The 24,835-nt window shown below is 60.1% G+C and carries 24 protein-coding genes; 18 read left to right on the forward strand and 6 right to left on the reverse strand.

Annotated features, from left to right (window positions below; translation table 11 throughout):
* Positions 1–317: 317 nt before the first annotated feature.
* Positions 318–989 (forward strand): 7-carboxy-7-deazaguanine synthase QueE, encoded by a 672-nt coding sequence (gene queE / locus ACSJLU_RS03925; RefSeq protein WP_004932641.1) that lies wholly within the window; start codon positions 318–320, stop codon positions 987–989.
* A gap of 43 nt (positions 990–1,032) precedes the next feature.
* Positions 1,033–1,542 (forward strand): GNAT family N-acetyltransferase, encoded by a 510-nt coding sequence (locus tag ACSJLU_RS03930; RefSeq protein WP_025301607.1) that lies wholly within the window; start codon positions 1,033–1,035, stop codon positions 1,540–1,542.
* Positions 1,543–1,568: 26 nt separating this feature from the next.
* Here the strand turns inward: ACSJLU_RS03930 and queD are convergent, their stop codons facing one another.
* Entirely contained in the window at positions 1,569–1,928 is a 360-nt protein-coding gene (gene queD / locus ACSJLU_RS03935) for a 6-carboxytetrahydropterin synthase QueD (RefSeq protein ID WP_025301608.1), read from the reverse strand.
* A 436-nt stretch (positions 1,929–2,364) separates the two neighbouring features.
* Here queD and cysJ point away from each other — a divergent pair, with 436 nt between their 5' ends.
* From cysJ to ACSJLU_RS03950, 3 genes are all read left to right on the forward strand, one after another.
* Complete coding sequence (gene cysJ / locus ACSJLU_RS03940; RefSeq protein ID WP_025301609.1) at positions 2,365–4,167, forward strand: NADPH-dependent assimilatory sulfite reductase flavoprotein subunit; 1,803 nt, start codon at positions 2,365–2,367, stop codon at positions 4,165–4,167.
* The gene (gene cysI, locus ACSJLU_RS03945) at positions 4,167–5,882 is read left to right on the forward strand and encodes an assimilatory sulfite reductase (NADPH) hemoprotein subunit (protein WP_025301610.1); all 1,716 of its coding nucleotides are present in this window, start codon (positions 4,167–4,169) and stop codon (positions 5,880–5,882) included. Before cysJ ends, cysI begins: the two co-directional genes overlap by 1 nt.
* A gap of 61 nt (positions 5,883–5,943) precedes the next feature.
* Positions 5,944–6,678 (forward strand): phosphoadenylyl-sulfate reductase, encoded by a 735-nt coding sequence (locus ACSJLU_RS03950; protein WP_016929052.1) that lies wholly within the window; start codon positions 5,944–5,946, stop codon positions 6,676–6,678.
* Between the two features lie 55 nt (positions 6,679–6,733).
* Here ACSJLU_RS03950 and ACSJLU_RS03955 read toward each other — a convergent pair whose 3' ends face one another.
* Positions 6,734–7,804, reverse strand: a complete 1,071-nt coding sequence (locus ACSJLU_RS03955) for an aminopeptidase (RefSeq protein ID WP_148123852.1) — start codon at positions 7,802–7,804, stop codon at positions 6,734–6,736.
* Between the two features lie 261 nt (positions 7,805–8,065).
* Here ACSJLU_RS03955 and cysG point away from each other — a divergent pair, with 261 nt between their 5' ends.
* The 5 genes from cysG to ACSJLU_RS03980 all read left to right on the forward strand — a co-directional run bounded on the left by cysG (position 8,066) and on the right by ACSJLU_RS03980 (position 12,905).
* Positions 8,066–9,496 (forward strand): siroheme synthase CysG, encoded by a 1,431-nt coding sequence (gene cysG / locus ACSJLU_RS03960; protein ID WP_043135853.1) that lies wholly within the window; start codon positions 8,066–8,068, stop codon positions 9,494–9,496.
* A 22-nt stretch (positions 9,497–9,518) separates the two neighbouring features.
* Entirely contained in the window at positions 9,519–10,427 is a 909-nt protein-coding gene (cysD, locus tag ACSJLU_RS03965) for a sulfate adenylyltransferase subunit CysD (RefSeq protein ID WP_004932620.1), read from the forward strand.
* An 11-nt stretch (positions 10,428–10,438) separates the two neighbouring features.
* Complete coding sequence (gene cysN / locus ACSJLU_RS03970) at positions 10,439–11,866, forward strand: sulfate adenylyltransferase subunit CysN (protein ID WP_043135846.1); 1,428 nt, start codon at positions 10,439–10,441, stop codon at positions 11,864–11,866.
* On the forward strand, positions 11,805–12,494 hold the full coding sequence (gene cysC / locus ACSJLU_RS03975) for an adenylyl-sulfate kinase (RefSeq protein WP_080287102.1): 690 nt from the start codon (positions 11,805–11,807) through the stop codon (positions 12,492–12,494). The genes cysN and cysC overlap by 62 nt, the downstream gene beginning before the upstream one ends.
* A gap of 84 nt (positions 12,495–12,578) precedes the next feature.
* Positions 12,579–12,905 (forward strand): DUF3561 family protein, encoded by a 327-nt coding sequence (locus ACSJLU_RS03980; protein WP_025301616.1) that lies wholly within the window; start codon positions 12,579–12,581, stop codon positions 12,903–12,905.
* A 52-nt stretch (positions 12,906–12,957) separates the two neighbouring features.
* On the opposite strand, the gene ACSJLU_RS03985 is transcribed toward ACSJLU_RS03980, so the two are convergent.
* The 3 genes from ACSJLU_RS03985 to ACSJLU_RS03995 all read right to left on the reverse strand — a co-directional run bounded on the left by ACSJLU_RS03985 (position 12,958) and on the right by ACSJLU_RS03995 (position 15,268).
* A complete protein-coding gene (locus ACSJLU_RS03985) occupies positions 12,958–13,680 on the reverse strand; it encodes an amino acid ABC transporter ATP-binding protein (RefSeq protein WP_043135839.1) in 723 nt (240 codons plus the stop codon).
* The gene (locus tag ACSJLU_RS03990; protein ID WP_042706788.1) at positions 13,664–14,383 is read right to left on the reverse strand and encodes an amino acid ABC transporter permease; all 720 of its coding nucleotides are present in this window, start codon (positions 14,381–14,383) and stop codon (positions 13,664–13,666) included. The genes ACSJLU_RS03985 and ACSJLU_RS03990 overlap by 17 nt, the downstream gene beginning before the upstream one ends.
* A 114-nt stretch (positions 14,384–14,497) precedes the next feature.
* Positions 14,498–15,268, reverse strand: a complete 771-nt coding sequence (locus ACSJLU_RS03995) for a basic amino acid ABC transporter substrate-binding protein (RefSeq protein ID WP_025301618.1) — start codon at positions 15,266–15,268, stop codon at positions 14,498–14,500.
* 403 nt (positions 15,269–15,671) lie between these two features.
* Here ACSJLU_RS03995 and ftsB point away from each other — a divergent pair, with 403 nt between their 5' ends.
* The 8 genes from ftsB (at position 15,672) to rpoS (ending at position 21,974) form a co-directional block, all read left to right on the forward strand.
* On the forward strand, positions 15,672–15,992 hold the full coding sequence (gene ftsB, locus ACSJLU_RS04000) for a cell division protein FtsB (RefSeq protein ID WP_021505314.1): 321 nt from the start codon (positions 15,672–15,674) through the stop codon (positions 15,990–15,992).
* Positions 15,993–15,995: 3 nt separating this feature from the next.
* A complete protein-coding gene (gene ispD, locus ACSJLU_RS04005; RefSeq protein ID WP_043135831.1) occupies positions 15,996–16,703 on the forward strand; it encodes a 2-C-methyl-D-erythritol 4-phosphate cytidylyltransferase in 708 nt (235 codons plus the stop codon).
* 10 nt (positions 16,704–16,713) lie between these two features.
* A complete protein-coding gene (gene ispF, locus ACSJLU_RS04010; RefSeq protein ID WP_004932594.1) occupies positions 16,714–17,187 on the forward strand; it encodes a 2-C-methyl-D-erythritol 2,4-cyclodiphosphate synthase in 474 nt (157 codons plus the stop codon).
* Between the two features lie 4 nt (positions 17,188–17,191).
* Complete coding sequence (gene truD, locus ACSJLU_RS04015) at positions 17,192–18,238, forward strand: tRNA pseudouridine(13) synthase TruD (RefSeq protein ID WP_043135828.1); 1,047 nt, start codon at positions 17,192–17,194, stop codon at positions 18,236–18,238.
* A complete protein-coding gene (gene surE, locus ACSJLU_RS04020) occupies positions 18,219–18,980 on the forward strand; it encodes a 5'/3'-nucleotidase SurE (protein ID WP_043135825.1) in 762 nt (253 codons plus the stop codon). Before truD ends, surE begins: the two co-directional genes overlap by 20 nt.
* Complete coding sequence (locus ACSJLU_RS04025; protein WP_004932585.1) at positions 18,974–19,600, forward strand: protein-L-isoaspartate(D-aspartate) O-methyltransferase; 627 nt, start codon at positions 18,974–18,976, stop codon at positions 19,598–19,600. Before surE ends, ACSJLU_RS04025 begins: the two co-directional genes overlap by 7 nt.
* A gap of 325 nt (positions 19,601–19,925) precedes the next feature.
* The gene (gene nlpD / locus ACSJLU_RS04030; RefSeq protein ID WP_025301622.1) at positions 19,926–20,921 is read left to right on the forward strand and encodes a murein hydrolase activator NlpD; all 996 of its coding nucleotides are present in this window, start codon (positions 19,926–19,928) and stop codon (positions 20,919–20,921) included.
* Between the two features lie 54 nt (positions 20,922–20,975).
* Positions 20,976–21,974 carry an RNA polymerase sigma factor RpoS gene (gene rpoS, locus ACSJLU_RS04035; protein WP_004932578.1) on the forward strand — a complete coding sequence of 333 codons (999 nt, stop codon included), beginning with the start codon at positions 20,976–20,978 and terminating at the stop codon, positions 21,972–21,974.
* Between the two features lie 79 nt (positions 21,975–22,053).
* On the opposite strand, the gene mutS is transcribed toward rpoS, so the two are convergent.
* Entirely contained in the window at positions 22,054–24,609 is a 2,556-nt protein-coding gene (gene mutS / locus ACSJLU_RS04040; protein WP_049207217.1) for a DNA mismatch repair protein MutS, read from the reverse strand.
* Between the last annotated feature and the right edge of the window lie 226 nt (positions 24,610–24,835).

The following is a 24,835-nucleotide window of genomic DNA, read 5'->3' on the forward strand; positions in this document are numbered from 1 at the left end:
CTCTAAACGCAGATGTAGTCGTGATGGAACGTGGCCGAAACTGGCGCTCGGCTTGTGTTTGCTTGTATATACATCTGCGCGTCAGCGCTTTATGTCAAATATAATTATCTTATTTGTTAACTGCGTGTTGTTTTCTGTGGAGCAGGTTGCACCGCCGATGAAAGGCCAAAGACCGGTTAACAAATTAAATGAACGCCATTGGCGGTGAGATATGCTGATGGCGGCGCGGAGGATAAAATTTAATACAATTTTGGCCGTTTGGTCGCCGGGCCGGAATCTGCGATAATCGCTTTTTACTTTTCCAGATTGAGAAACCGATGCAGTACCCGATCAACGAGATGTTCCAAACCTTGCAGGGCGAAGGCTTTTTCACCGGCGTGCCGGCCATTTTCATCCGCCTGCAGGGCTGCCCGGTAGGGTGCAGTTGGTGCGATACCAAACATACCTGGGAAAAGGAAGCCCATCGGGAAGTCGACCTGCAACGGATCCTGGTCAAAACAGAAGAGAGCGACGCCTGGGGCAATGCCAGCGCCGAGCAGCTGTTGGCGGTGATGCGCCAACAAGGCTACACCGCGCGTCATGTGGTGATCACCGGCGGCGAACCCTGCATTTACGATCTGGCGCCGCTGACCGAGCTGTTCGAACAGCACGGCTACCGTTGCCAGATTGAGACCAGCGGCACCCACGAAATTCGCTGCTCCGCCAACACCTGGGTGACGGTTTCGCCCAAGGTGAATATGCGCGGCGGCATGAAGGTGCTGGATCAGGCGCTGCGGCGCGCTGACGAGGTGAAGCATCCGGTGGCGCGCGAGCGCGACATCGAGGCGCTGGATGCGCTGCTGGCGACGTTGCAGGATGACAAGGCGCGGATTATCGCGCTGCAACCGATCAGCCAGAAAGAAGAGGCGACCCGCCTGTGCATCGAAACCTGCATTGCGCGCAATTGGCGGCTGTCGATGCAGACCCACAAATATCTGAATATCGCCTGAGTTTTTTATTGGCCGCAGGCCTTCGAACGGGACGGGAGTTACGGTGAAAATTGTATCGCGTGCATTCGAGGCGGTGACGGAAGCGGAATTGCGGTCGATTCGCTCGCTGTTGTCCGACGCTTTCCCCGAGATAACCGACGGATTTTATCGGCGGCAGGTGCCGGTTTGCCTGGTGACCGCCGCGGAAGGCGAGGTGATCGTCGGCCAATTGGCGGTGCATAAGCGGCCGGTGTTGATTGACGGTGAGACCGAGGTGATCGGCATCATCGGGCTGGTGGCCGTGGCACAAACGCATCGGCGCCGCGGCGTGGCCGCAAACATGCTGGTGAAGGCGCATGACTATTTGCGCAGTAAAGGGATCGCGTATTCCATACTGTTTGCGGTAAGCGAAAAGTACTATACCGGCGCCGGCTATCGGGCGATGGAAAACGAGACGGCGTTCATTGAGGATGGCGAGAGCAAAACGTTTGTCTATCGCGGGGGAATGGTGCTGAGCCTGTCGGAAAGGCCCTGGGTGGCGCGGCGCCTGGATCTGCAAGGCGAGGTAGTGTGAGGGTATCTGCACATACCCTCACGGCATCAACCTTTATATACGCATCCCGCCGTACAGGTCTCTTTCACCATCACCGCAGTCAGTTCCGGTAACTGGGGCTTGAGCTGCTGCCAAATCCAGGCGGCGAGCACTTCGCTGGTGGGATTTTCCAATCCTGGAATATCGTTCAGATAATGGTGATCCAGCCGCTCCCAGATCGGGGAAAACACAGCCTTGAGCTCGGCGAAATCCATCACCCAACCGGTGTGGGGATCCACGTCACCGGTCACTTCCAGACGCACCATAAACGAATGCCCATGCAGACGGCCGCATTTGTGGCCCTCCGGTACATGCGGCAAACGGTGTGCGGCTTCAAACTGAAAATCTTTAAACAGCGTGGTTGCCATTATTACGGCCTCATTGACTCAAAAACCGCCGCATAGTACCGGAAAGCGCGCCTGCTTGCCATTTATACCGTTATGGTCTACCGCCACGGCAAACGCACCCGGTTAACACTTTTTTTGTTTGGTGTCTGCGGCACCTATCGGCTGGGGTTATGAGCCGAAATGTTGAACGGTGAAAAAATGATGAAAAAAAGTGCTTTATTTTCATCTGGATAAAAAACTTTGTTTAACGGTTTAAGCGTTATCCCTTACCAGAAAAACAGCTTAGTCATTTTGGTTATGATTTATTGCTATCCCTTATTTAATCGTTGCTATTCTGCTCGGTAACCTTACAAACTCTCCTGATCTTTTCCGCACACCCGACGCAGCGAAGAGACAGCGACTGGCACTGGCGCGCGCCTGGCAGGAAAGGCGCTAAGTATAGGAAATAAGTACAGCAATGACGACTCAGGCTCCTCCAACATCTTTGCTCCCGCTGACGCCCGAACAGCTGGCGCGCTTACAGGCGACGATCGGCGACTATTCGCCGACGCAGCTGGCGTGGCTGTCCGGTTATTTTTGGGGCATGGTCAATCAACAGCCCGGAGCCGTGGCCATTGCGCCTGCCGCCCCTGCGGCTGCGGCCGCCATCACCATCATTTCCGCTTCGCAGACCGGCAATGCGCGCCGCCTGGCGGAGCAGTTGCGCGACGATCTGTTGGCCGCCAATCTGAGCGCCACGTTGGTCAGCGCCGGCGACTACAAGTTCAAACAGATAGCGCAAGAGCGCCTGTTGGTGATCGTCGCCTCCACACAAGGGGAAGGCGAACCGGCGGAAGAAGCGGTGGCGCTGCATAAATTCCTGTTCTCGAAGAAGGCGCCGAAGCTCAATGACACCGCGTTTGCGGTGTTCGGGTTAGGCGACACCTCTTATGAGAATTTCTGCCAGTCAGGTAAAGATTTCGACGGCAAGCTGGCCGAGCTGGGTGCCGAGCGCCTGGTGGAGCGCGTAGATGCCGACGTGGAGTACCAGGAGCTGGCCGCCGCCTGGCGCAAACAGGTGGTGTCGGTGCTGAAGGCGCGCGCACCGGCGGAAAGCGCTGCGCCGGGCGTGTTGGCCAGCGGCGCGGTTGACCTGATCGACAGCAGTCCGTACAGCAAGGAACAACCGCTCACCGCCCAACTGGCGGTCAAGCAGAAAATTACCGGCCGCGCGTCGGATAAAGACGTGCGCCATATCGAGATCGATCTGGGCGACTCCGGCCTGCGCTATCAGCCGGGCGATGCGCTCGGCGTATGGTTCGACAACGATCCGGCGCTGGTGGACGAACTGGTGCAGCTGTTGTGGCTGAAAGGCGACGAGCCGGTCGAGGTGGAAGGGAAGACCCTGCCGCTGGCGCAGGCGCTGCGCAGCCATTTCGAACTGACGCAGAACACCACGCCGATCGTCGATAAATACGCCGCGCTGTCGCGCGACGAAACGCTGATCGGTCTGTTGGCGGATAAGGCTGCGCTACAGCAGTATGCGCACAACACGCCGATCGTCGACATGGTGCGCCAGGCGCCGGCGGATCTGAGCGCCGAACAGCTGGTCGGGCTGCTGCGTCCGCTGACGCCGCGCCTGTACTCCATCGCCTCTTCGCAGGCGGAGAACGAAAGCGAAGTGCACATCACCGTGGGCGTGGTGCGTTACGACATCGACGGGCGCGCCCGCAGCGGCGGCGCCTCCGGCTTCCTGGCGGATCGCCTGGAGGAAGACGGTGACGTGCGGGTGTTTATCGAGCACAACGACAACTTCCGCCTGCCGGCCAATCCGGAGGCGCCGGTGATCATGATTGGCCCGGGCACCGGCATCGCGCCGTTCCGCGCCTTTATGCAGCAGCGCGACGCCGACGGCGCCGGCGGCAAGAACTGGCTGTTCTTCGGCAACCCGCACTTTACCGAAGATTTCCTGTACCAGGTCGAATGGCAGCGCTACGTGAAAGACGGCCTGCTGACCCGCATCGATCTGGCCTGGTCCCGCGACCAGCAACATAAAATATACGTACAAGACAAACTGCGCGAACAGGGCGCAGAAGTGTGGCGCTGGATTCAGGAAGGCGCGCACATTTACGTCTGCGGCGATGCCAATCGCATGGCGAAAGACGTGGAAAACACATTACTGGAACTGGTGGCCGAGCACGGTGGCATGGATACCGAGCAGGCGGATGAATTTTTAAGTGAGCTGCGCCTTGAGCGCCGTTATCAGCGAGATGTTTACTGATGAGTGATAAACACCCCGGGCCTTTGGTAGTCGAAGGCAAACTGGCCGATGCGGAGCGCATGAAGAAGGAAAGCAACTTCCTGCGTGGCACCATCGCCGAAGATTTGAACGACGGCCTGACCGGCGGCTTCAACGGCGACAACTTCCTGCTGATCCGTTTTCACGGCATGTACCAGCAGGATGACCGTGACATTCGTGCCGAACGCGCCGAGCAGAAGCTGGAGCCGCGCCACGCCATGATGCTGCGCTGTCGCCTGCCGGGCGGCATCATCAGCCCGCAGCAGTGGCTGGGCATCGACAAGTTCGCGCAGGAGAGCACGCTGTACGGCAGCATTCGCATCACCAACCGCCAGACGTTCCAGTTTCACGGCATCCTGAAAGGCAACGTCAAACCGGTGCACCAGCTGCTGAACCGCCTGGGGCTGGACGCGCTGGCGACCGCCAACGACGTGAACCGCAACGTGCTGTGCACCTCCAACCCGGTGGAGTCCGAGCTGCATCAGGAAGCCTACGAGTGGGCGAAGAAGATCTCCGAACACCTGCTGCCGCGCACCCGCGCCTACGCCGAGGTGTGGCTGGATCAGGAAAAGGTGGCCACCACCGACGAAGAACCGATTCTGGGGCCGACCTACCTGCCGCGCAAATTTAAAACCACGGTGGTGATCCCGCCACAGAACGATGTCGATCTGCACGCCAACGACATGAACTTTGTGGCGATCGCCGAAAATGGCAAGCTGGTAGGCTTCAACCTGCTGGTGGGCGGCGGGCTGTCCATCGAACACGGCAACAAGAAAACCTACGCGCGCCAGGCCAGCGAGTTCGGCTACATTCCGCTCGAACATACGCTGGCGGTAGCGGAAGCGGTGGTGACCACGCAGCGCGACTGGGGCAACCGCACCGATCGCAAGAACGCCAAGACCAAATACACGCTGGAGCGCGTCGGGGTAGATGTTTTCCGCGCCGAAGTGGAAAAGCGCGCCGGCATTACTTTCGCGCCGATCCGGCCGTATGAATTCACCGGCCGCGGCGATCGCATCGGTTGGGTGAAGGGCATCGACGATCAATGGCACCTGACGCTGTTTATCGAGAACGGCCGCCTGCTGGACTATCCGGGGCGCCCGCTGAAGACCGGCATGGCGGAGATCGCCAAGATCCATAAAGGTGACTTCCGTCTGACGGCGAACCAAAACGTGATCATCGCCGGCGTGCCGGAAAGCGAGAAGGCGAAGATCGAAGCCCTAGCGCGCGATCATGGCCTGATCGACGACGAGATCAGCGAGCAACGCAAGAATTCGATGGCCTGCGTGTCGTTCCCGACCTGCCCGCTGGCGATGGCGGAGGCCGAGCGCTTCCTGCCGCAGTTCGTCACCAAGGTGGAGGGGATCATGCATCGGCACGGGGTGGGCGACGAGCATATCGTGCTGCGCATTACCGGCTGCCCGAACGGCTGCGGCCGCGCGCTGCTGGCGGAGCTGGGGCTGGTGGGCAAGGCGGTCGGCCGTTATAACCTGCATTTGGGCGGCAACCGTGAAGGCACGCGCATTCCGCGCATGTACCGCGAGAACATCAACGAAGACGAGATCCTGAACGAGATCGACCTGTTGGTGGGGCGCTGGGCGGAGGAGCGCAACGGCGGCGAAGGCTTCGGCGACTTCACCGTGCGTGCGGGCATCGTCAAACCGGTGCTGGATCCGGCGCGAGATTTCTGGGAGTGAGGCCGGGCGGCCTCTGGGCAGAGGGGCCGCGCAGGTAATTTCAAGCATCAGGAGAGACAACATGGCTGAATTCGATCTGGCGGCGCTGAACGCGTTGCCCAAATCTGGGCAGGCGCTGGCATTGGCGGTAGTCAACGGCCAACTGGAGACCCTCAGCGCCGAACAGCGCGTTGCATGGGCGCTGGAGCATCTGCCCGGCGAGTTCGTACTCTCGTCCAGTTTCGGCATTCAGGCGGCGGTATGTCTGCACCTGGTGACGCGCATCCGGCCGGATATCCCGGTGATCCTGACCGACACCGGTTACCTGTTCCCGGAAACCTATCGCTTTATCGATCAACTGACCGACCAGCTGAAGCTGAATCTGCAGGTGTTCCGCGCCGAACAGTCTCCCGCCTGGCAAGAGGCGCGCTATGGCAAGCTGTGGGAACAGGGCGTGGAAGGGATTGAAAAGTACAACCAGATCAACAAGGTTGAGCCGATGAACCGCGCGCTGGAGACGCTGGGGGCGCAGAGCTGGTTCGCCGGTCTGCGGCGCGAGCAGTCCGGTAGCCGCGCCAATCTGCCGGTGCTGGCGGTGCAGCGTGGGGTGTTCAAGATCCTGCCGATCATCGACTGGGACAACCGCAAGATTTACCAGTATCTGACCGAACACGGGCTGAGTTATCACCCGCTGTGGGAACAGGGCTACCTGTCGGTAGGCGATACCCACACCACCCAGAAATGGGAGCCGGGCATGAGTGAGGAAGAGACGCGTTTCTTCGGCCTGAAGCGCGAGTGCGGTCTGCACGAAGGCTAAAAGAGGCGAATCACCCGACAGGGCTCAGCAATGCTGGGCCCTGTTTTTTTGTAGGCTACTTTTTCTTTTGTGCTTTCGGCGGGTGCGCCTGCGCCAACTCTTTGATCAGCGGCAGCAGGATCTGCACGCTGTCGCGGCTGCGTTTGTCGATCCGCCCCGGCAGATAGCGATCCAGATACTGCAGGTTGTCGTATTGCGGGCGGTGCCAGGTGATGCCCTGCGGGAAGTGCGGGCTGACGGCGCGCTGCTGATAGCCGTCCTTCTCCCCCAACGACCAGTTGGTGGCCTCTACCGACAATACCGGGATGCCTGCGGCATCGAACACATCTTGATCGGAGCAGCAGCCGGTGCCCTGCGGATGCTGTGCGCTGCCTGGATTGGTGGCGGCGGCGATGCCGTAGCGATGGGCGATATCCAGCGCGCGATCGCGGGAGCGCTTCGCCATCTGCGGCGGCGTGTTGCGCCCGGCGTTGAAGTACAGCCGATCGCCAGTGATCAGGCTGTCGAGATTGATCACCAGCACGGTGTTGCTTTTCTCTTCCGCACTCATTCGCTGCAGGTAGTTCTGCGCCCCCAGCGAACCGAGCTCTTCGGCGCTGGTGGCGACGAAGCGCAGGCCGTAGGCGGTGGGGATGTTCTTCAGGCGTTCCGCCAGTTCCAGCATTACGCCGATGCCGGAGGCGTTGTCGTCGACGCCCTGCAGCGTCAAGCCACCGAGGTTGTTATCCAGATCCTCGTCGCTCTGCGGCGTATAGGTGTCGAAGTGGGCGACGACCACGATTTGTTTCGGGCTGTCGCCGTTGCGGGCGGCGATCACCGAGCTGGCGGTGACGTTGTTCCAGTTCTTCTTGCCGTCTTTGCTGGTGTAGAGATAGCGCGTATTGACGCTGCGAATATCGCTTTGGTAACCCATCTTGCTGAATTGCTGCTTCAGGTAGTCGGCGGTGAGCAATTCGGCCGGGCTGCCCGCCATGCGGCCGGGGAAGTAAGTGGCGATGTGGCGGGTCTGTTCGGCGGCGAAACGGCCCATTGGCGCGTCTTTTACGGGCTGTGCGGCACACACGCTGAAGACGCCGCCGAGTGCGAGGGCCAGCAGGCTGGTCTTCAGGTAAAAACGGGAAAACATACCGAAAAATCCTTCTTTGCTATCGGCGCTGCCGATCATTTTTCTTCGGCACCCAGTATGAGACGCCGGGCGGCATTACACAATTTCCCTGTCTCTTAATTTTCGCGTCAACGCGCAAACTGCTGTCGTGAGTATCACCGTTTGCCTTCGGCGTTGCGGCCTATATTCCATAAAGGAACTAATCATTCCTTTTCGTCATTTCAGAGGCTAAATCTCAGCCCGTATAGTCACACTATCTTTCTGTTATATGAAAAGGCTGTTGTGGACTATCTACCAATATTCGCCGACCTGAAACAACGTCCGGTACTGGTCGTTGGCGGCGGTGACGTGGCGGCGCGCAAAGTCGATCTGCTTCAGCGCGCCGGGGCTGAAATACGGATAGTTGCGCAGTCGCTCTCACCGGAACTGGAACAACAACGTCAGCAAGGGCAGGTGCTCTGGCTGGGGAAAAGCTTTGATCCGCAGCAGCTGGACGACGTGTTTCTGGCGATCGCCGCCACGGACGACAACGCGCTGAACGCCGCGGTGTTCGCCGAGGCGGATAAACGCCGGGTGTTGGCCAACGTGGTGGACGATCAGCCGCGTTGTTCGTTCATCTTCCCGTCGATCATCGATCGCTCGCCGCTGGTGGTGGCCGTATCGTCCAGCGGCCAGGCGCCGGTGCTGGCGCGGTTGCTGCGCGAAAAGCTGGAGGCGTTGCTACCCGCCAGTTTGGGGCAGATGGCGCAGGTGGCGGGCCGCTGGCGCGGCCAGGTCAAACAGCGGCTGGCCTCGATTGGCGAGCGTCGCCGTTTCTGGGAGAAAACCTTTGGCGGTCGTTTCGCCACGCTGGTGGCCAACGGCCAGACGGCGCAGGCGGAACGCCAGCTGGAGCAGGATTTACACCGCTTCGCCGCAGGCGATGAAGGCGCGCAGGGCGAGATCGCTCTGGTGGGCGCCGGGCCGGGCGACGTGGGGCTGTTGACCCTGCGTGGGCTGCAGGTGATGCAGCAGGCGGACGTGGTGCTGTATGACCATCTGGTCAGCGGCGAAATCCTCGATCTGGTGCGCCGTGACGCCGAACGCATCTGCGTGGGCAAGCGCGCCGGCGCGCACTCGGTGATCCAGGAGGAGACCAATCGGCTGCTGGTGGAACTGGCGCAGCAGGGCAAACGCGTGGTGCGCCTCAAGGGTGGCGATCCGTTCATCTTTGGCCGCGGCGGCGAAGAGCTGCAGGTGGCCGCCGCCGCCGGCATTCCTTTCCAGGTGGTGCCGGGGGTCACGGCCGCCGCGGGGGCGACCGCCTACGCCGGCATTCCGCTGACGCACCGCGACCACGCGCAGAGCGTGACCTTTATCACCGGCCACTGCCGCCCCGACGGCGATGGCCTGGACTGGGCCGATCTGGCTCGGGCGCGGCAGACGTTGGCTATCTACATGGGCACGATGAAGGCGGCGGACATTAGCCAGCGGCTGATCGCCCACGGTCGCGCTGCCGCGACGCCGGTGGCGGTGATCAGCCGCGGCACGCGCGCCGATCAGCAGGTGCAGATCGGCACGCTGGAACAACTGGAACACCTGGCCCAACAGGCGCCGCTGCCGGCGCTGTTGGTGATCGGCGAAGTGGTGGAACTGCACCATCAAATCGCCTGGTTCGGGCATCAATCGCAGACGGAAGGGGCAGCGCGCCCGGCCGTCGTGAATTTGGCATAGGCAAGGCTTTTAAGGACCTGTTATGGACGAAAAACGACTCACTCATTTGCGGCAATTGGAGGCGGAGAGTATCCATATCATCCGTGAAGTCGCCGCTGAATTCGCCAACCCGGTGATGCTGTATTCCATCGGCAAAGACTCTTCCGTGATGCTGCATCTGGCGCGCAAGGCGTTCTTCCCCGGCACGCTGCCGTTCCCGCTGCTGCACGTCGATACCGGCTGGAAATTCCGCGAAATGTACGAATTCCGCGATCGCACCGCGAAGGAGTACGGCTTCGAGCTGCTGGTGCATAAAAACCCGGAAGGGGTGGCGATGGGCATTAACCCGTTCGTGCACGGCAGCGCCAAGCATACCGACATCATGAAGACCGAGGGCCTGAAGCAGGCGCTGAACAAGTACGGTTTCGACGCCGCCTTCGGCGGTGCGCGGCGCGACGAGGAGAAATCGCGCGCCAAAGAGCGCATCTATTCGTTCCGCGATCGCTTCCACCGCTGGGATCCGAAAAACCAGCGGCCGGAGCTGTGGCACAACTACAACGGCCAGATCAACAAAGGGGAGAGCATCCGCGTCTTCCCGCTGTCGAACTGGACCGAGCTGGATATCTGGCAGTACATCTTCCTGGAAAAGATCGACATCGTGCCGCTGTACCTGGCGAAACCACGCCCGGTGGTGGAGCGCGACGGCATGCTGATGATGGTGGACGACGATCGCATCGATCTGCAGCCGGGCGAAGTGATCAGCCAGCGCATGGTGCGTTTCCGCACCCTGGGGTGCTGGCCGCTGACCGGCGCGGTGGACTCGCAGGCGCAAACCCTGCCGGAGATCATCGAAGAAATGCTGGTCTCCACCACCAGTGAACGCCAGGGGCGGATGATCGATCGCGATCAGTCCGGCTCGATGGAGCTGAAAAAGCGTCAAGGGTATTTCTAAGGAGCCGCCGGATGAACAACGCAATTGCACAACAAATCGCTGACCAGGGCGGCGTCGAGTCCTATCTGCACGCGCAGCAGCACAAGAGCCTGCTGCGCTTTCTGACCTGCGGCAGCGTCGACGACGGCAAAAGCACCCTGATCGGCCGCCTGCTGCACGATACCCGCCAGATCTACGAGGATCAGCTGTCGACGCTGCACAGCGACAGCAAACGCATCGGCACCCAGGGCGAGAAGCTCGATCTGGCGCTGCTGGTGGACGGCCTGCAGGCCGAGCGCGAACAAGGCATCACCATCGACGTGGCCTATCGCTACTTCTCGACCGAAAAACGCAAGTTTATCATCGCCGATACCCCGGGGCATGAGCAGTACACCCGCAACATGGCCACCGGCGCCTCGACCTGCGATCTAGCGATCCTGCTGATCGACGCTCGCAAAGGGGTGCTGGATCAGACTCGCCGCCACAGCTTTATCGCGACCCTGCTGGGCATTCGCCATCTGGTGGTCGCGGTGAACAAGATGGATCTGGTGGACTATCAGGAAGCGGTGTTCGAGCAGTTCAAACAGGATTACCTGACCTTCGCCCAGCAGCTGCCAGGCGACCTGGACATCAAATTTGTGCCGCTGTCGGCGCTGGACGGCGACAACGTGGCGAGCGAAAGCGCCCATATGCCGTGGTACAGCGGCCCGACGCTGCTGGAAGTGCTGGAGAGCGTTGACGTGATCAGCGAGCGAGAAAACCAGCCGCTGCGTTTCCCGGTGCAGTACGTCAACCGCCCGAACCTCGATTTTCGCGGCTATGCCGGCACGCTGTCTGCCGGCGTGGTGCGGGTGGGGCAACGGGTCAAAGTGCTGCCTTCCGGTGTGGAGTCCAGCGTGGCGCGCATCGTGACCTTCGACGGCGATCTGCAAGAAGCGGTGCCGGGCGAGGCGATTACGCTGGTGCTGAAGGATGAAGTGGACATCAGCCGGGGCGATCTGCTGGTCGACGCCGGCGAAAGTCTGCAGGCGGCGCAGAGCGCGCTGGTGGACGTAGTATGGATGGCCGAGCAGCCGTTGGTGCCGGGCCAGAGCTACGACATCAAGATCGCCGGTAAAAAGACCCGCGCACGCGTGGAGAGCATCCGTCATCAGGTGGAGATCAATACGCTGACGCAGCATCCGGCCGACACGTTGCCGCTCAACGGCATCGGATTGGTGGAACTGACCTTCGACGAACCGCTGGTGCTGGACAGCTACCAGAACAATCACGACACCGGCGGGCTGATCTTTATCGATCGCATGAGCAACGTGACGGTTGGTGCCGGTCTGGTGCGTGAGACGCTGCAGGCCGCATCGGCGGCGCGCGGCGAATTCAGCGCCTTCGAGCTGGAGCTGAATGCGCTGGTGCGCAAGCACTTCCCGCACTGGGGCGCGCGCGATCTGCTCGGTGGCCGATAAGGTGGCCGTTGAACTGAGGGCGACCGGGCCGGACGACGAAAATGTGGTTTGGCATCCGCACGCGGTGACGCGCGCGGATCGCGAAGCGCGCAACGGCCATCGCGGCGCGGTGCTGTGGTTTACCGGGCTGTCCGGCTCGGGCAAATCCACCGTCGCCGGCACGCTGGAGCAGGCGCTGCATGGGCTCGGCGTCAGCACCTACCTGCTGGACGGCGATAACGTGCGCCATGGCCTGTGCCGCGATCTCGGCTTCTCCGACGAGGATCGGCGCGAGAACATTCGCCGGGTGGGGGAAGTGGCCAAGCTGATGGTGGACGCCGGGCTGGTGGTGCTGACCGCGTTCATTTCGCCGCACCGCGCCGAGCGGCAAATGGTGCGCGAGATGCTCGGCGACGATCGCTTTATCGAGGTGTTTGTCGATACGCCGTTGGCGATCTGCGAGGCGCGCGATCCGAAGGGATTGTATAAGAAAGCGCGCGCCGGCGAGCTGCGCAATTTCACCGGTATCGACGCGGTTTACGAGGCGCCGCAGCAGCCGGAAATCCACCTTGATGGCCAACAATTGGTAACAAATTTGATTGCGCAATTGTTAGACGTGTTGCGTGGTCAGGCTATTATCAAACCCTGAATTCAAAAAAAGCGTGTGGCGTTTTTCGCCATGCGCTTTTTACTCTAAGCCGCCGCAGAGCGAGCCGAATAACCAGGGATCACTATGCAAAATGTCACGCCTATCTTGATCGACGCCAAGCAATCAAAACAGGAGAGAGAGGAGCCTTCTTATTCTTTCCTGGGCGGCGTCAGCGGCTTTGTTTTCTACTGGCTGGCGTTCGCGTTGCCGTTTCTGGTTTACGGTTCCAACACGCTGTTTTTCCTGCTTTATACTTGGCCATTCTTCCTGGCGCTGATGCCGCTGTCGGTGTTGATCGGCATCACCCTCAGCATGCTGCTGCGCGGTCGTCTGATCTTGACGCTGCTGTTGACCGGCACCATTGTGCTGTGCCTGTTTTGGCTGGTGTTCAGCTTCCTGACCGGGTGGTGAGGGAGCGGGCGCCGATGCCGGCGCCCGAAGGATTGCAAAGCGGTGCCGAAGGTTACAAAACTTTGCTTAGAAATGCCTGAGTGCGCGGATTAGTCGGATGGCTGAAGATCTGCTGCGGTGCGCCTTCCTCCTGAATGATCCCCTGATCGATAAACAGCACCCGGTCGGCCACCTCGCGGGCAAAGCCCATCTCATGCGTGACGACCACCATGGTCATGCCCTCGTGGGCCAGCGATTTCATCACTGCCAATACTTCGCCCACCAGCTCCGGATCGAGCGCGGAGGTCGGTTCGTCGAACAGCATGATCTTCGGCTCCATCGCCAGCGCGCGGGCGATCGCCACCCGCTGCTGCTGGCCGCCGGACAGGCTGTTGGGGTAGGCGTCAATCTTGTCGAGCAGGCCGACCTTGCGCAGCAGCTGTTCAGCTTGCGTAATGGCTTCGGCGCGCGGCAGTTTCTTCACGCTTACCGGTGCCATGATGATGTTTTCCAACACCGTCATGTGCGGGAACAGGTTGAAGCGCTGAAATACCATGCCCACGCTTTCACGCATTTTGTTCAGGTCGGTTTTCTGATCGTGGACGGCGAAGCCATTCACCTCGATCTCGCCGCCGGAGAGCGTTTCCAGCGCGTTGATGCAGCGCAGGAAGGTGCTCTTCCCTGAGCCGGAAGGGCCGATGACGCACACCACTTCATTGGCGGCGATCTGACAGGAAATGCCGCGCAGCACGTGGCTCTCGCCGAACTGTTTTTGCAGGTTATGTACGCGAATCACTTTTACCGAACCTCTTTTCCATGTGTTGCACCAGCAGCGAGAGCAGGAAGGTGATGACCCAATAGACCAGCGAAATGGTCAGATAGGGCTCCCAGTAAGTGGCGTAGGCGCCGGAGACGGTACGGGCGGCATAGGCCAGATCCGCCAGGCCGATGGCGGAGGCCAGCGACGAATCCTTGACGATCGCGATGGCGTTGTTGCCCAGCGGCGGCAGCATGCGGCGGAAGGCCTGCGGCAAGATAACCTGTCGCATGGTCTTGCCGTAGCTCATGCCCAGCGAACGCGAAGCCTCCATCTGGCCGCGATCGATCGATTGGATCCCGGCGCGGAAGATCTCCGACACATAGGCGCCGGCGTTGAGCGTGATCGCCACCACGCAGGAAAGAAAGGCACCGTAGTCGGCGCGCAGAGCACGGGCGAAATCGACGCTCATCAGGCCGCTGGTGACCAACAGGCCGTCGCGCGGATTGATGAACAGCGGCACCAGAGCGAAATGCACGACCATGATTTGTACGAACAGCGGCGTGCCGCGAAAGGCGCTGATGTAAATGCGTACCGGCCACTGAACGCCGTAATGCAGGATGGGTTTCCAGATGCCGTGCGGCGCCTGCGCCAAGCGGCCCAGCCCGAGGATCAAGCCCCAGGTGGTGCCCAGCAGCACGCAGATAATGGTGCATTTGATGGTCATCCAGGCGCCTTCCATAAACAACGGCGCGTATTCCTGGATGATCTCCCAGCGGAAGTTCAAAGGGTGTTCCTTCTTGGTAGGCTGAAACGGTGGCGCGCCGACGCCCATGCGGGCGCCGGCGGCAGGGCATTATTCCGCCGGCAGCGTCGGTACGTTGCTGTCGAACCAGGTTTGGTAGATCTTGGCGTAGGTGCCGTCGGCGACGATTTTCTTCAGGCCGGCGTTGATTTTGTTGCGTAGCTCATCGTTGCCTTTGGCGACGGCGATGCCGAAATACTGGCGCTCAAACTTGGCGTCGGGCACCAACTTGAAGGCTTTCTCAGGGTGGGTTTTGATATAGAACTTGGCCACGCCGACGTCGCCGACCGCCGCGCCGATGCCGTCTTCATACAGCTCCTGCAGCATCAGCGGGGTATTGTCGAAGCGCTTGATGGCGGTGCTGTTTTTACCCAGCACGTCGGACACCACGATGTCGCCGGTGCTGGAGTTCACCACGCCGACCTTCAGCGCCTTCAGCGCGGCGATGGAGTCCACCGTCGAGTCTTGCGGCACCACGATAGCCTGTTCGGCCGGGAAGTAAGGCGCCGAGAAATCAACCATTTGCTTGCGCTTGTCGGTGATGGTGATGCCGGAAATGATGATGTCGCGATCGCCGGAATTCAACGTGGCGAAGATCCCCTCCCACGGCGTATTGATCAGTTTGATTTGGAAGCCTTCGGCTTTGGCCACCGCTTTGATGATGTCGATGTCGAAACCTTCCAGCTGCTTTTGGCTGTTTTCAAACTCGAACGGCCGATAGGTGCCGCCGGAGCCGACGACGTAGGTCGTTTCAGCCGCTAACGCGGCGGTGGAGAAGGTGGCGGCCAGGCAGGCGCCGATCAGAACTAAACGTTTTAACATCGCGATCCCCGATAATGAATGGTTATATATTGGAATTATTTATGCACTATGAATGCATAAAAATAAGCTTCAATGAATGAAAGTGCAACCACTGCATGAGGATTATTCTTTCTATGGTGTTAAATATTCACTTTTGACGTTGCTTTGGCGTAAGCGATGGGTCAGCAAGCGGCGATGCAGTGGTTCTTGCTGCATAATGGGGGGAGGGCAGTGTATGTCTCATCGGAAAATGCGTCGCGCATGCCGGGCAAAAGGGGCTTTTTTTACCGCTTTCGCGGCGGAATTAGGCGATAAAGTCGGGAATCCTTCATCCGTATTCTGAATTTGGCGCTGAAATGCCGCTCTCAGTGTGGAGTCCAACGAGAAGTTGTGGGATGATTGGTCGGTTTTTCAGGGGGCGGAGATGGGAAAACTTACGCTGCTATTGCTGGCATTGCTCGGTTGGTTACAGTATTCACTGTGGCTGGGCAAAAATGGTATTCACGATTACGTGCGAGTCAATGAAGACGTTGCGGTCCAACAGGGCAGTAACGCCAAGTTGAAAGCGCGTAACGATCAGCTGTTTGCCGAAATCGATGATTTGAACGGCGGTCAGGAAGCGATCGAAGAGCGAGCGCGTAATGAGCTGGGCATGATCAAGCCCGGTGAGACTTTCTATCGTCTGGTTCCTGACCAATCCAGACGCAACGCGGCGTCTTCCTCGCAAAATAACGCACAAAAATAACGCATGAATCACTCCGCAGGCACCTTTCCCTCGGTGATTGCCGTCCTGCCCGCTGCCGGTATCGGCAGCCGCATGCAGGCGGAATGCCCGAAGCAATATTTAACCATCGGCCGGCACAGCATCGTCGAACACGCTATCCATGCCCTGTTGCGCCACCCGCGCATTGAACGGGTGATCGTGGCGATTAGCCCGGAAGATCGCCAGTTCGAACGGCTGCCCATCGCCCAGGATCCGCGGGTGACCGTCACTCAGGGCGGCAAACAGCGCGCTGATTCGGTGATGGCCGGGCTGAAGCTCGCGGGCGATGCGGACTGGGTGCTGGTGCATGACGCTGCGCGCCCCTGCCTGCACGCCGACGATCTCGAGCGCCTGCTGGCGATCACCGCACACAGCAAGGTCGGCGGCATTCTTGCCGCGCCGGTGCGTGACACCATGAAACGCGCCGAACCTGGCCGCGACACCATCGCCCACACCGTCGAACGGCAGGATCTGTGGCATGCGCTGACGCCGCAGCTGTTTCCGCTGCCGCTGCTCAAGCAGTGCCTGCAGCGCGCGCTGGATGAAGGCGCTAACGTCACCGACGAAGCCTCGGCGCTGGAGCATTGCGGTTATCATCCGCAGCTGATCGCCGGCCGGGCGGACAACATTAAAGTAACGCGGCCGGAGGATTTGGCGCTGGCGGCGTTCTATTTGACTCAGTTAGACAATTAAGGAGCGCACCATGCGTATCGGTCACGGTTTTGACGTACATAAATTCGGCGGCGAAGGCCCGTTGGTGATCGGTGGCGTTCGCATCCCTTACGACAAAGGTTTGCTGGCCCATTCCGACGGCGACGTTGCTCTGCACGCCGCGACCGACGCCTTGCTGGGCGCTGCGGCGCTGGGCGATATCGGCAAGCTGTTCCCCGATACCGATCCGGCTTTCAAGGGCGCGGACAGCCGCGAGCTGCTGCGCGAAGCCTGGAAACGTATCCGCGCCAAAGGATACCGCCTCGGTAACCTCGATATCACGATTATCGCTCAGGCGCCGAAAATGGCGCCGCACATCCCGCAGATGCGCGTCTTCCTGGCGGAAGATCTGCAGTGCCATATGGATGACGTCAACGTGAAGGCCACGACCACCGAGCAGCTCGGCTTCACCGGGCGCGGCGAGGGCATCGCGTGCGAAGCGGTCGCCTTGCTGATTAAGGAATAACCGCATGGATATGGCGAATCTGACCTGGCTGCATGGCCGGCCGCAGAGCACCGGGGTGTTGAAAGCCAATCCGGAAGATTTCGTGGTGGTGGAAGACCTGGGCTTTGCGCCGGACGGCGAAGGCGAGCACGTGCTGGTGAACATCCGTAAAAACGGCTGCAATACCCAGTTCGTGGCCGACTATCTGGCGCGCTTCGCCGGTATTCACGCCCGTTCCGTCAGCTATGCCGGCTTGAAGGATCGCCACGCGGTGACCGAACAGTGGTTCTGCCTGCATATGCCGGGCAAGGACACGCCGGATTTCTCACAGTTTGCGCTGGAAGGCTGCGAGGTGCTCTCGTTCGCCCGCCACCTGCGCAAAATGCGCATCGGCAACCTGAAGGGTAACCACTTTACGCTGGTGCTGCGCCACATTTCCGATCGTCAGGACGTGGAAAACCGTCTGCAGGCTATCGCCGCGCAGGGCGTGCCAAACTATTTCGGCAGCCAGCGCTTCGGCCGCGGCGGCAACAATCTGGTGATGGCGCGTCGCTGGGCAAACGACGAAATCCGCGTCAAAGAGCGCAGCAAACGCAGCTTCTACCTTTCCGCCAGCCGCAGCGCGCTGTTCAATCTGATAGTCGGCCGGCGCCTGGCCGACGGCCTGCAGCGCACCGTGCTGGAGGGGGACGCCCTGCAGTTGAGCGGCCGCGGCAGTTGGTTCGTCGCCAAGGCCGATGAGCTGGAGACGTTGCAGCAACGGCTGGATGCCGGCGAGTTGGTTGTCACCGCGGCGTTGCCGGGCGACGGTGAGCCAGGCACCGCCGGCAAAGCCTTGGCTTTTGAACAACAATGCTTGGCGGAACAACCGGAATTGCTTACGCTTTTAAAGCGCGAGCGTGTCGACCCCGCTCGTCGGGCCCTGCTGTTGCAGCCGCAAAATTTGCAGTGGAACTGGTGGGATGACGTTACCGTGGAACTGCGCTTCTGGCTGCCAGCAGGCAGCTTCGCCACCAGCGTAGTTCGCGAAATCATGCAGCAGGATAACAGTGATGCGGATATTGCTGAGTAACGATGACGGCGTTAGCGCCCCGGGCATTCAGGTGCTGGCGGCGGCGCTGCGGGAGTTCGCCGAGGTGCAGGTCGTGGCGCCGGATCGTAACCGCAGCGGTTCTTCCAACGCCTTGACGCTGGAGTCGCCGCTGCGCACGCAGACGCTGGCCAACGGCGATATCGCGGTGCTGCAGGGGACGCCGACCGACTGCGTTTATCTTGGCGTCAACGCATTGATGCGCCCGGCGCCGGATATCGTCGTCTCCGGCATTAACGCCGGACCGAATTTAGGTGATGACGTCATCTATTCCGGCACCGTCGCGGCGGCGATGGAGGGCCGGCACCTGGGGCTGCCCGCACTGGCGGTGTCTCTGAACGGTCACCAACACTACGCAACCGCAGCGGCCATTACCTGCCGCATCCTGCGTGCGCTGCAGCGTGAACCGTTACGCACCGGAAAAATCCTGAATATCAACGTGCCGGATTTGCCGCTGGCGGAGATCAAAGGCATGCGCGTCACTCGCTGTGGCAGCCGTCATCCTGCCGATAAGGTCTTCTGCCAGCAGGATCCGCGTGGACAAAATCTCTACTGGATCGGGCCGCCTGGTGATAAATTTGATGTCGGGCCGGATACCGACTTTGCGGCGGTGGAACAAGGCTATGTGGCGATCACGCCGCTACAGGTGGATTTGACCGCCTACGCGGCGCAGGAAGTCGTGACAACATGGTTAACCAAGGCAGAGGTTAGCGGGGAATGGTGAACAAGCGTATGCAAACATTGCTGACGCAGCTGCGTCAGCAAGGGATCCGGGACGAAAAGCTGCTGAGAGCGATCGAGGCGGTGCCGCGCGAGCGTTTTGTCGACGAAGCGCTGGATCACAAAGCCTACGAAAACACTGCATTACCGATCGGCTCTGGCCAGACCATTTCTCAGCCTTATATGGTGGCGCGGATGACCGAGCTGCTGAATCTGAAGCCCACCTCAAGAGTGCTGGAGATCGGCACCGGTTCCGGTTATCAAACCGCCATCCTGGCGCATCTGGTGCAACACGTTTGTTCTGTCGAGCGCATCAAGGGGCTACAGTGGCAGGCCAAGCGCCGCCTGAAGCAGCTCGATCTTCATAATGTTTCCACTCGCCACGGCGACGGCTGGCAGGGCTGGGCGTCGCGCGGCCCATTCGATGCGATCATCGTCACTGCCGCGCCGCCGGAGATCCCGCAGGCGCTGGTGGAGCAGCTGGACGACGGCGGCATTTTGGTGTTGCCGGTGGGCGAGCAGGCCCAAACCCTCAAACGCATTCAGCGTCATGGCAACGATTTCGTGGTCGATGCGGTAGAAGCGGTGCGCTTTGTGCCGTTGGTGAAAGGCGAATTGGCCTAGCGATTGTCTGATTTTTCGACCGTCTGCAAAATCTGTTGCACTTTCATCACGTGCGGATAAGGTTTTCTCGTTCCAATCAGGCTAATTTTCACTAGAATTGGCCTTTCTACGTAGTTGTCTTATGGTGCGGCGACGCCAATGTGGTTAGCATTGGCGCGCGTTTTGATGCTCCGGCGGGAGATGACCTGGCGTTCAGGGATCGGCCGGCGGCGCCTTTACATCGCAGAAACTGGGAAGTGGCAAAAGCTCGGCTACGATGTAAAGGGTATTTTGGATATATCACTGATATTGCTGTCATGGGGGAAGCATGAGCACGGGAAGCCCAATGATTACGTTACGCCGGGTAGCGGTGTGTACGATGGTAAGTTTGTGGTTGGCGGGTTGTACGAATACGGCCTCGACGTCGGCCCCTATCAGCAGTGTGGGCGGCGGCGCCGTTCCATCCGGCAATAATAATGGCGGAGTGCAGCAGGCCAGCCCAGAGGGCCGCATTGTCTATAATCGTAGTTATAACGCCATCCCAAAAGGGAGCTACAGCGGCGGTGAAACTTATACGGTCAAGCGCGGCGACACGCTGTTTTACATCGCCTGGATCACCGGCAATGATTTCCGCGACCTGGCTCAGCGCAACAATATTCCCGAGCCATACAGCCTGAATGTTGGTCAAACCATTCAGCTTGGTAATGGTTCTGCCAACGGCGGCGGCGGCATGTTGGCGACGACAGACGCGACCAAAGGCGGCGTTCCGAAGCCACCTTCCAGCGCCCAGATCCAGACGGCAACGGTTGATTCTCAATCAACTAACGCGTATTCTGAAAACTCGGGTAAACAGAATGTAGGTAAGATGTTACCTGCAGCAGGTGCCGCAGCGGTTGGGACCGCGACTGCGCCTGTTACCGCGCCGGAAGCCGCTCCACCCGTGAGCAGCACCGTCAGCAACAGCGCTCCGGTCAGTACCTGGAGATGGCCGACTGACGGTAAGGTTATTGATAACTTTTCCTCATCAGAAGGTGGGAATAAAGGTGTCGATATCGCCGGTTCTCGTGGGCAGCCTATCTTCGCTACCGCCGATGGTCGCGTAGTGTATGCAGGCAACGCTTTACGGGGTTACGGTAATCTAATCATCATCAAACATAATGATGATTACCTGAGCGCCTACGCTCATAACGACACAATGCTGGTCCGGGAACAACAAGAAGTGAAGGCGGGTCAAAAAATAGCCACCATGGGTAGCACCGGTACCAGTTCAGTACGTTTGCATTTTGAAATTCGTTACAAGGGGAAATCCGTAAACCCGCTGCGTTATCTTCCGCAGCGATAGATTGGGCAGAATACGCTGAGATTCTGCTCGCGGTATCACGGGTAGGAGCAGCATATGAGCCAAAATACGCTGAAAGTTAACGAGTTACATGATGATGCGGATTTCGACGAGAATGGAGCTGAGGCCGAGTCGTTTGATGAAAAAGCGCTGGTAGAAGAAGAGACCAGCGAGAACGATTTAGCGGAAGAAGAGCTGTTGTCTCAAGGCGTTACGCAACGCGTATTGGATGCGACGCAGCTCTATCTGGGTGAGATCGGTTATTCACCTCTGCTGACCGCAGAGGAAGAAGTCTATTTTGCGCGGCGTGCTCTGCGCGGTGACGTGCCGTCCCGCCGTCGCATGATTGAAAGCAACCTGCGGCTGGTGGTGAAAATCGCCCGCCGCTACAGCAACCGTGGTCTGGCGCTGCTGGATCTGATCGAAGAGGGTAACCTCGGTTTGATTCGCGCAGTGGAAAAATTCGACCCGGAACGCGGTTTCCGCTTCTCCACTTATGCAACCTGGTGGATCCGTCAGACGATTGAACGGGCGATCATGAACCAAACCCGTACTATTCGTTTGCCTATCCATATCGTCAAAGAACTGAATGTCTATCTGCGCACCGCGCGTGAGCTTTCCCATAAACTGGATCATGAACCGAGCGCTGAAGAGATTGCCGAGCAACTCGACAAGCCGGTGGATGATGTCAGCCGCATGCTGCGCCTGAATGAGCGCATCACCTCGGTGGATACGCCGCTGGGCGGGGATTCGGAGAAAGCGCTGCTGGACATTCTGGCCGACGAGAAGGACAACGGGCCTGAAGACACCACGCAAGACGATGATATGAAACAAAGCATCGTCAAATGGTTGTTCGAACTGAACGCCAAACAGCGTGAAGTGTTGGCGCGTCGTTTCGGCCTGCTGGGCTATGAAGCGGCGACGCTGGAAGACGTAGGCCGGGAGATTGGCCTGACGCGCGAGCGCGTCCGTCAGATTCAGGTTGAAGGTCTGCGCCGTCTGCGTGAGATTCTGCAGATGCAGGGCCTGAGCATTGAGGCGCTGTTCCGCGAATAACGCCGGTTGTTGAACCGCATCAAATAAAAACGGTGAGCATTATGCTCACCGTTTTTTTATGCCTGCGTCTGGCGCCTGACTACACCATATTTTTCAGCCGGTAGATCCATTCCAGCGCCTGGCGCGGCGACAGGGAATCCGGATCCAGCGCTTCCAGGGCTTCAACCGCCGGCGAGGTCTCTTCCTGCAACAGCGTCATCTGGGTGGCATCGACGCTGCCCGATGCGGTGTGGCTGGAGATAGACTCCAGCTCGCGCAGCTTCTGGCGGGCGCGCTTGATGACGTCGCGCGGCACGCCGGCCAGTGCGGCGACCGCCAGGCCATAGCTTTTGCTGGCGGCACCGTCCTGCACGCTGTGCATGAAGGCGATGGTGTCGCCATGTTCGAGCGCGTCCAGATGCACGTTGACCACGCCTTCCATTTTCTCCGGCAGCGTCGTCAGTTCGAAGTAGTGTGTGGCGAACAGCGTCATCGCCTTGATGCGGTTAGCCAGGTTCTCGGCGCAGGCCCAGGCCAGCGACAGGCCGTCGTAGGTGGAGGTGCCGCGGCCGATTTCATCCATCAACACCAGGCTGTGCTCGGTGGCGTTGTGCAGGATGTTGGCGGTTTCGGTCATCTCCACCATGAAGGTGGAGCGGCCGGAAGCCAGATCGTCCGCCGCGCCGACGCGGGTGAAGATGCGATCCACCGGGCCGATGGTGGCCTTGGTGGCCGGCACGTAACTGCCGATGTGCGCCATCAGCACGATCAGCGCCGTTTGCCGCATATAGGTGCTTTTACCGCCCATGTTCGGGCCGGTAATGATCAGCATGCGGCGCTGCGGCGACAGGGTGAGCGGGTTGGAGATAAACGGTTCGCTCAGCACCTGCTCCACCACCGGGTGGCGGCCTTCGGTAATGCGGATCCCCGGCTGCTCACTCATGGTCGGGCAAGCGTAGTTCAGGGTATCGGCGCGCTCGGCCAGGTTGGCCAGCACGTCCAGCTCGGCCAGTGCGGCGGCGCTCTGCTGCAGCTCCGCCAGGTGCGGCAGCAGCAGATCGAACAGTTCGTCGTACAGGCTTTTCTCGATCGCCAACGCCTTGCCCTTGGAGGTGAGCACTTTGTCTTCGTACTCTTTCAATTCCGGGATGATGTAGCGCTCGGCGTTTTTCAACGTCTGGCGGCGCACATAGTGGATCGGCACCAGATGGCTTTGGCCGCGGCTCACCTGAATGTAGTAGCCGTGTACGCCGTTAAAACCGACCTTGAGCGTGTCCAGCCCCAGCTTTTCACGCTCGCGGATCTCCAGCCGGTCGAGGTAGTCGCTGGCGCCATCGGCCAGCGCGCGCCACTCGTCCAGCTCGCTGTTGTAACCGGGGGCGATCACGCCGCCGTCGCGCACCAATACCGGCGGCGATTCAATCACCGCGCGTTCAAGCAGCTCGCGCAGCTCGTCGAACTGGCCCACCTGCGCCAGCAGCTGCTGCACGTGCGGGGTGTCCACGTCTTGCAGCAGCGCGCGGATGTCCGGCAATTGCTGGAAAGCATGACGCATGCGCGCCAGATCGCGCGGACGCGCGGTACGCAGCGCCAGGCGCGCCAAAATTCGCTCCTGATCGCCCACCTGGCGCAGCGAAGGCTGCAGATCGGCGAACAGCTCCTGCAATGCGCCGATCGCCTGTTGGCGGGCGGTCAGCACCTTGATGTCTCGGGTCGGCATGTGCAGCCAGCGTTTCAGCATGCGGCTGCCCATCGGCGTGACTGTGCGATCGAGGATCGCCGCCAGCGTGTTGTCGCTGCCGCCGGACAGACTCTGCGTCAGCTCCAGGTTGCGGCGGGTGGCGGCGTCCATGATGATGCCGTCCTGCTGACGCTCCATGGTGATGCCGCGAATGTGCGGCAGCGAAGTACGCTGAGTATCTTTGACGTACTGCAGCAGACAGCCGGCGGCGCGCAGCGCCTGGTGCGCCTGCTCGACGCCGAAGCCGGTCAGATCGCGGGTACCGAACTGCAGGTTGAGCTGTTGGCGTGCGGTCTCCAGTTCGAATTCCCACAGCGGGCGGCGGCGCAGGCCGTGGCGTTGTTCGATCAGCGCCATTTGTTCGAAGGTTTCCGGGTAGAGCAGCTCGGCTGGATTGGTGCGCTGCAGCTCGGCAGCCATGGTTTCCAAATCCTGCGGCTCGGCGACGCGGAAGCGGCCGGAGCTGACGTCCAGCGTGGCATAACCGAAGCCGCGCGCATCCTGCCAGATCGCCGCCAGCAGGTTGTCCTGGCGTTCTTGCAGCAGCGCTTCGTCGGTGATGGTACCGGGGGTGACGATACGCACCACTTTGCGCTCGACCGGCCCTTTGCTGGTGGCCGGATCGCCGATCTGTTCGCAGATGGCGACGGACTCGCCGAGCTGCACCAGCTTGGCCAGGTAGTTCTCCACCGCGTGGTGCGGCACGCCGGCCATCGGGATCGGTTCACCCGCCGAAGCGCCGCGTTTGGTCAGCGAGATATCCAGCAGTTGGGAAGCGCGCTTGGCGTCATCGTAAAACAGCTCGTAGAAGTCGCCCATGCGGTAGAACAGCAGGATTTCAGGATGCTGGGCCTTGAGGCGCAGGTACTGCTGCATCATCGGCGTGTGCGAATCGAGTTTATCGGTGCTATTCATGCGATTATTTTTCCAATCCATTGAATGTAAAGGGAACTGTGATTTTCATTGTCGTCATTCGCTATCACATTGTTTCAGCAGGCGCCGCCCCCCTTTAGCGCTTGGCGAGCGGCGCAAATCAAATCATCAAAACGCCAAACGGCGCGCTCAAACCCGAGGTTTGCACAGACGCTTATACTAGCCCAGCGGGCAATCGGCTGTCACAGGTAAAAATGGGAAGCGCTGC

It is taken from the genome of Serratia bockelmannii (assembly GCF_051803255.1).
GTDB classification, from domain to species: domain Bacteria; phylum Pseudomonadota; class Gammaproteobacteria; order Enterobacterales; family Enterobacteriaceae; genus Serratia; species Serratia bockelmannii.